The following is a 1,707-nucleotide window of genomic DNA, read 5'->3' as shown; positions in this document are numbered from 1 at the left end:
TGCATCAGGGGTAGGGGAGCGTTGAATGCGGGTTGAAGGTGTACCGTAAGGAGCGCTGGACTGCATTCAAGTGAGAATGCCGGTATGAGTAACGAAAAGATCTGTGAGAATCAGATCCGCCGAAAGCCTAAGGGTTCCTGAGGAAGGTTCGTCCGCTCAGGGTAAGTCGGGACCTAAGGCGAGGCCGATAGGCGTAGTCGAAGGACAACAGGTCGAAATTCCTGTACCACCGTAATCCGTTATGAGCGATGGGGTGACGCAGTAGGGTAGTGACGCGGACTGATGGATGTCCGTCTAAGCAGTGAGGCTGATGTGTAGGCAAATCCGCACATCGTTAAGGCTGGGCTGTGATGGGGAGCGAAAATTGTAGTAGCGAAGGTCATGATCTCAGACTGCCAAGAAAAGCCTCTAGCCAGGAGAAGGTGCCCGTACCGCAAACCGACACAGGTAGGCGAGAAGAGAATTCTAAGGCGCGCGGAAGAACTCTCGTTAAGGAACTCGGCAAAATGACCCCGTAACTTCGGGAGAAGGGGTGCCTCGGTAGGGTGAATAGCCCGAGGGGGCCGCAGTGAAAAGGCCCAAGCGACTGTTTAGCAAAAACACAGGTCTGTGCGAAGCCGCAAGGCGAAGTATACGGGCTGACGCCTGCCCGGTGCTGGAAGGTTAAGGGGAGTGGTAAGCCTTCGGGCGAAGCTATGAACCGAAGCCCCAGTAAACGGCGGCCGTAACTATAACGGTCCTAAGGTAGCGAAATTCCTTGTCAGGTAAATTCTGACCCGCACGAATGGCGTAACGACTTGGGCGCTGTCTCAACGAGAGATCCGGTGAAATTTTAATACCTGTGAAGATGCAGGTTACCCGCGACAAGACGGAAAGACCCCATGGAGCTTTACTGCAGCTTGATATTGAATTTGGGTACGATCTGTACAGGATAGGTGGGAGCCGTTGAATCTTGAGCGCCAGCTTGAGAGGAGGCATCCTTGGGATACCACCCTGATCGTATCTAGGTTCTAACTTGGTACCGTGATCCGGTGCGAGGACAGTGTCAGGTGGGCAGTTTGACTGGGGCGGTCGCCTCCTAAAGAGTAACGGAGGCGCCCCAAGGTTCCCTCAGAATGGTTGGAAATCATTCGAAGAGTGCAAAGGCAGAAGGGAGCTTGACTGCGAGACCTACAAGTCGAGCAGGGACGAAAGTCGGGCTTAGTGATCCGGTGGTACCGCATGGAAGGGCCATCGCTCAACGGATAAAAGCTACCCTGGGGATAACAGGCTTATCTCCCCCAAGAGTCCACATCGACGGGGAGGTTTGGCACCTCGATGTCGGCTCATCGCATCCTGGGGCTGAAGTAGGTCCCAAGGGTTGGGCTGTTCGCCCATTAAAGCGGTACGCGAGCTGGGTTCAGAACGTCGTGAGACAGTTCGGTCCCTATCTGTCGTGGGCGTAGGAAATTTGAGAGGAGCTGTCCTTAGTACGAGAGGACCGGGATGGACGTACCGCTGGTGTACCAGTTGTTCCGCCAGGAGCACCGCTGGGTAGCTATGTACGGAAGGGATAAGCGCTGAAAGCATCTAAGCGTGAAGCCCCCCTCAAGATGAGATTTCCCAGTATGTAAGACCCCTTGAAGACGACGAGGTAGATAGGTTGGGGGTGGAAGTGCAGTAATGCATGGAGCTGACCAATACTAATCGGTCGAGGGCTTATCCTAA

1 rRNA gene (only partly in view) is annotated in these 1,707 nt (G+C 54.4%); it reads left to right on the top strand.

The annotated features are described in order from the left end of the window. A 23S ribosomal RNA gene (locus AC4PR2_RS28165) occupies positions 1 to 1,706 on the top strand; it begins 1,229 nt to the left of the window's first position. Position 1,707 lies beyond the last annotated feature (1 nt).

The sequence above is a fragment of the Serratia sp. A07 genome (assembly GCF_058725505.1).
Note: the sequence above shows the minus strand (reverse complement) of the source record. Positions and strands in the feature narration are given on the sequence as shown.